A 5,119-nucleotide genomic window follows, 5' to 3' on the forward strand; every position below is an offset into this window, starting at 1 on the left:
TAAATACCTCTAAAAATATTTTGGAACGCTTAGAAAGCAAAATAGAGCCTCTCAGAAACGAAACAGAGATTTTAGATTTAAAACTTCAAAAATCAAAACTTGAACTCGAACTATTTGAAACGACACCGGAAAAATTTTTTAAAACTGAACCTAATTTAAAATTATTTCAAGTTGCAGACATAATCAATAAAGCTTCAAGCAGTTTTACAGGTCTGAAAGGAATTACGTTAGATGCCTTGAAAAAAATTCGAAATGTCGTAAAGCAATTGTTTGATACTGTTGAGTTGCAAAGAAAATATATTCGTCATTTGGAAATTGAGAACAAAAAATTAAAAGACCCAGAACGTTATTTGTCTCTTGATGAACGGATTGAGAGAGCTGAAAAACAACAAAAAGAACTGTCTGGCAAAAGTTTAAATCTTGATTTTAGCCAAAATAAAAACAAGGGGCTATCTCGTTGACTTGCTGTAATTAGACGAGCAGACGCCTGCTCGGTTAGGACTATCGCCCTAATAACCCGATAATTTTGACAAAAAACTTGGAAAAATGCTATAATAACTATGCACTAGAGTATGCTAAATAACATCAAAGCACCCCATCTTGCCCGATGGGGTGCTTTTTTAACGTTCTTTTGTCATGAATTATTTTTCAGAAAAATCTGACAAATAATTGACAGTATAAATGGCGCATGATATAATGAGAGCAGAATAGCATGAATGTACTTTCATAAGGAGGGTGTTATCTTTCAAAAAAAAATTGTTTATTTTCTTCTATTTTTATTTCTAATATCACTAACAGTTGGAGGGTGTTATCTAAAAAGTAATTCTGGAAAAATAAAAGAACCGTCTACAGCTACTATACATACGATTACAGGAAGTATAGAAAAAACCCAAGAGGGAATGATACTATTAAAAACTAAAGAAGGAGATTTAAGTCTTCCAATAACAGATGATGAAGCTAATAAATATGTTTCTGGAGAAAAAATACTAGTTTATTATAGCGGTGTTATTCTTGAAACATATCCAAGTCAATTTGAAACCATTATAAAAATAGAGAAAGTGAAATAAAATTCAATGAAATTAAATAAAAAATTCTTTATCTTACTAACTATTGGTTTAATAACCACAACCTTTCAAACTACTCATGCTGAAGAATATCCTGAGATATTACCTCCATCACAAAATACTATCACAATCGGGGAAAACGATTCCGAAACAGCAGTATCAGGAATTACAGCATATAATTTAGATACTGAAGATGAAGAACTTGTACCCTTACCTAAATCTTCGAGAACTCAATTTCCAAGTGCGGAAGGGTTTGTTCCAAATAATATTCCTTTGGAAAAAGAAGCAAGAAAAATAATAGGGTGGGATAATAGATATAGGGTGACAAACACTACTTCTTTCCCAAATTCTGCTATAGGTAAAATAGAAATTACTTTTCCGGATAATAAAGTATATATCGGTACTGCCTGGATGTATGGAAACAAAGTAGCAGTAACTGCCGGTCATTGTCTTTATTCAAAGGCAAATGGAGGTTGGGCAAAGCAAGTAGCATTCTTCCCAGGGAAAAATGGTAGTTCAAATCCTTTAGGTGTTTATTATGCAACAAATTTATATACCGATACACAATATGTAAAATATGAAGACCAAAACTATGATTGGGGAATGCTGCGCTTTGGTACTAATGTTGGATATAACACTGGATACTTTGGTGCCCTTACTACTGATTATAGTCAAATAGGTTCCTATGTTACAGTAAGAGGTTATCCAGGAGACAAACCATCTGGACAGCTATGGACAATGAGTGGTTCAATTATTGGTAATAGTTTAGGTTCTAGTAAATTAAATTATCAAATGGATACATATGGTGGACAAAGTGGTTCTCCAGTTTATAATAATAGTTATCAAGCGGTTGCTATTCATACAAATAGTGGCGGACTTGCCCAATATAATCAAGGCGAGAGAATTGACCGCTCCTTATTTGATATCATTACTGATGCAAGAAAATGGTAATTTAAGACCAATTAATTCAGTGAAAATTTTTCAAAACGAAAAAGAAAGCCCCTGACTTCGGTCAGGGGCTTTCTTTTTCGTTTTGAAAAATTGAATGCGAGTAGCAAATCAAAGTTTAAAAATTCATGATAGAATGCTCTCAAGTGTAGAAAATACGCTAGAAAAGAGGTGGTCGAAATGCTGGATATTATTCGTTTGATTGTTATTCCAATTAGCAACATTATCGTAGCTAATCTCATTTTGAATATTTTGGGAGGTCACGACAAAAAATAATTTACAGGCACATGCAAATTATCCTAGACCTCTCAAATGCTCATAATTTGGACGAGGTGGTATTTTGTTTCGAAAAAGGTATAAATACCCTAAAAAACGAAATTAGAGGCATTCTCGGACGAAGTAGAGGAGTTTGAAGATGTCAAATCTGATTTTGTAGAATTTCTTGAAGATTTTGGTTTAGACCCAAATTCAAAATTGGACAAGGATATTGAAAATGCCGAAATAGCTCTTAGATTTTCTCAATCTTACACAAAATTACAAGCGGAAAAGAATTCTTGCATTGAATCATTTGGGTATGAGTGGGAAGATTGGTTTAGTGCTGAAAAACAAAAAGAGCTTGATAGAGATGAGAGGCAAATTAGAAGATTAGGGTTCATAAGTGACACCAGCGAAGTTTGGACGTTGGAAGATATTGAGTACAATCTAAAACACTGGCGAGAACAGCGGAATAATCGCAACTTTGATACAACTGACATTCGACAAGGAATTCAGGATTTAAGAGAGAAAAAAGAGCATGAAAAGCGTGCAATAAAGGGGTACTCTGGACCATCTTTGTAAAACTAGCATGCTGGCTTGGGATTGATAATCTTGACAAAAAATTTTTTAAAATGGTATAATGATTTTAGCAAAGCGAATTGCAAAAATACACCAAAGCACCCCATCGAGCAGGATGAGGTGCTTTTTTTACGTTCTTTTCAGATTAACGGGTAGGCTTACTGTCGTTATTATCACGGTCAAGCCATTTGCATAAGTAGTGAGCAGCTACCTCTGCCAAAACCGAGATAATGAATTCTAAAGCGAATTGCAAGGTATACACCTCCCTCCTAGCTGATGTCTAGGGGACAGCTTTTTAATTATAACACAGAAAAAGTTAGATTTGAAAGAGCGTAAACGTTACTTTTGACAAAAAACTTTAAATGCCCCTAGAAAGGCTCAGATTGCATTTTAGATTCAAGATGAACTTTTACCCATGTTTATCTTTACAAACGATTCTGAGCTAATCTGAGAGCTCTCAGGGTGTTCCTGGTTTGTCTTTTAACATGGATTCGGTCATTTTATTTTGCGTTTGATGTCAAAGGGGGCGAACAAGTACGTGAATACCACGTTCCTGTTCCTTTTCAGCCCTCTTTTGAACTTGGGGGAATTTTCTCGGAGAGAAAAGGGGGCTTGCCCCGTAAAATGCCCCTGGAAATTTCGTCAGAAATTTACCTTTTTTCTTTTGATTTTGACCTGGAATTGTGAACCGAAAATCTTGAGGTTCACTATTTCTTTATTATTTATATAATATTTCTAGATCTTTCCCTCGAGTTTTAGTGGCTTAACCACACCACTTGCGGCTATGTTTGAGTTACAAAAGTGCACATCTTGAGTTACAAAAGTGCACATCTTGAGTTACAAAAGTGCACATCTTGAGTTACAAAAGTGCACATCTTAGTTGACAAAACAAAAAAGTAACGTATAATTAAATATAAGGTATTTAAGTTATATATTTGAAGAGAGGAACTAATGAACGAGATAACACGTTACCACAATTCACTGAACACAATCCCAATGCGCAAATGGACTGCTGAGGAACAAAACTTTTTCTTTGCGATTCTGACACAAATAAGAGACAAAGGCACAGAAGTAATCACTTTCGACACCTACCAGCTAAGGGAATTTGCTGATTATACCAATCGTCATGGTGGGGATTTCAAGCAAACTATGAAAAATCTATCTAGTAAACTTGAAAACCTCCGCTATCGAGAAGAAACTCAAAATTCATATAGCAGTATGCTACTGTTCCAACGTTTTCGAGCAGATTGGACGCTAGATTTGTCGGAAATTACGCTAGAACTACGTGTTACTGATTATTTTGAGTACATCATCAATCAACTAAACGCTAACTTCACGCAATTCGAACTTGAACAATTCACTAATTTGCGTTCAACTTACGCAAAAACAATGTTTAGGCACATCAAGCAATGGCGGACAAAAGGGGTAATCGGCGGTTTTCCAGATGGAGAAATTCCCAAGGACGTGCTATATCAAATGCTCGACGTGCCTGTAAGTATGCAAAAAGCCAACAATTTCAAATTCAAAGTTTTAAAACCAATTATTGACGAGCTTTCCCCGCTTTTTGCAGGTTTCAAAATCAAACCGATTAAAGCAAGGAAACAAGGCAATCCAATAATCGCTTACAAAGTGTCGTGGAAACAAGAACAGACAGGAAATTGGGTTGACGGAAAATTCGAGAATGAAAGACAAAATACTGGACCTGGTTCAAAAACACCCGATTGGTCTGACCCAAATTATAAAAATCAAACGACTGAGGAAGAGATTAAAAACCTTGAACAGATAAAAAAACAAGCTATTGAAAAAATAAACTTTGAAAACGAAGAACAAACAAGTTTTGATATTTGAAGTTCAGTTCTCTGGAACAACGAGCGACAAAACTATTACGTGAAATGATTGGTCAAAGTCGAAAAAATAACAAAAATAGCCCCAAATTTGTTAGGTGCAAAATTTGCACCTGTTCATTTTGGTGCAAGTTTTGCACTAAAACACCGCTATTTTTGGTGCAAGTTTTGCACTAAACACTATTTTGGTGCAAGTTTTGAACCAAAATAGGCGGAAAACTGGTGCAAGTTTTGCACCATTAGACCAATTAGGGTCCCCCCTAGAAATCAAACCGCTCTGCGGTTTACCCCTATTTTGGGGGCAGATTCCCCTTATGCTCATAACGTAAATCAAGAAATTTAGCTGAAATTGGTATAGATTTGTTCAGAAAGGATAACACATGATTAACCTAGTAAAAAAATATTTTGACGATGATTTAAGTAATTTAG

5 protein-coding genes are annotated in these 5,119 nt (G+C 35.1%); all 5 read left to right on the top strand.

Annotated elements, in window-relative coordinates:
- The coding region (locus tag Hs30E_RS10430; RefSeq protein ID WP_172209879.1) for a hypothetical protein at positions 1 to 461 on the top strand (461 nt) is incomplete at its 5' end.
- Between the two features lie 255 nt (positions 462 to 716).
- Positions 717 to 1,067, top strand: coding sequence for a hypothetical protein (locus Hs30E_RS10435; RefSeq protein ID WP_172209880.1), 351 nt, complete (start codon positions 717 to 719; stop codon positions 1,065 to 1,067).
- Between the two features lie 6 nt (positions 1,068 to 1,073).
- Positions 1,074 to 2,015, top strand: coding sequence for a trypsin-like serine peptidase (locus Hs30E_RS10440; RefSeq protein WP_172209881.1), 942 nt, complete (start codon positions 1,074 to 1,076; stop codon positions 2,013 to 2,015).
- A gap of 471 nt (positions 2,016 to 2,486) precedes the next feature.
- Positions 2,487 to 2,849, top strand: coding sequence for a hypothetical protein (locus tag Hs30E_RS10445; RefSeq protein WP_172209882.1), 363 nt, complete (start codon positions 2,487 to 2,489; stop codon positions 2,847 to 2,849).
- Between the two features lie 948 nt (positions 2,850 to 3,797).
- Positions 3,798 to 4,694 (top strand): replication initiation protein, encoded by an 897-nt coding sequence (locus Hs30E_RS10450; protein WP_172209883.1) that lies wholly within the window; start codon positions 3,798 to 3,800, stop codon positions 4,692 to 4,694.
- Positions 4,695 to 5,119: the final 425 nt, after the last annotated feature.

The organism is Pseudolactococcus hodotermopsidis (genome assembly GCF_011170085.1).
GTDB lineage: Bacteria > Bacillota > Bacilli > Lactobacillales > Streptococcaceae > Pseudolactococcus > Pseudolactococcus hodotermopsidis.

Bases quoted from the DNA above. Each gene is read 5' to 3' on its own strand.
- Hs30E_RS10435 (WP_172209880.1), top strand. From the start codon at position 717: ATGTACTTTCATAAGGAGGGTGTTATCTTTCAAAAAAAAATTGTTTAT.
- Hs30E_RS10440 (WP_172209881.1), top strand. From the start codon at position 1,074: ATGAAATTAAATAAAAAATTCTTTATCTTACTAACTATTGGTTTAATA.
- Hs30E_RS10450 (WP_172209883.1), top strand. From the start codon at position 3,798: ATGAACGAGATAACACGTTACCACAATTCACTGAACACAATCCCAATG.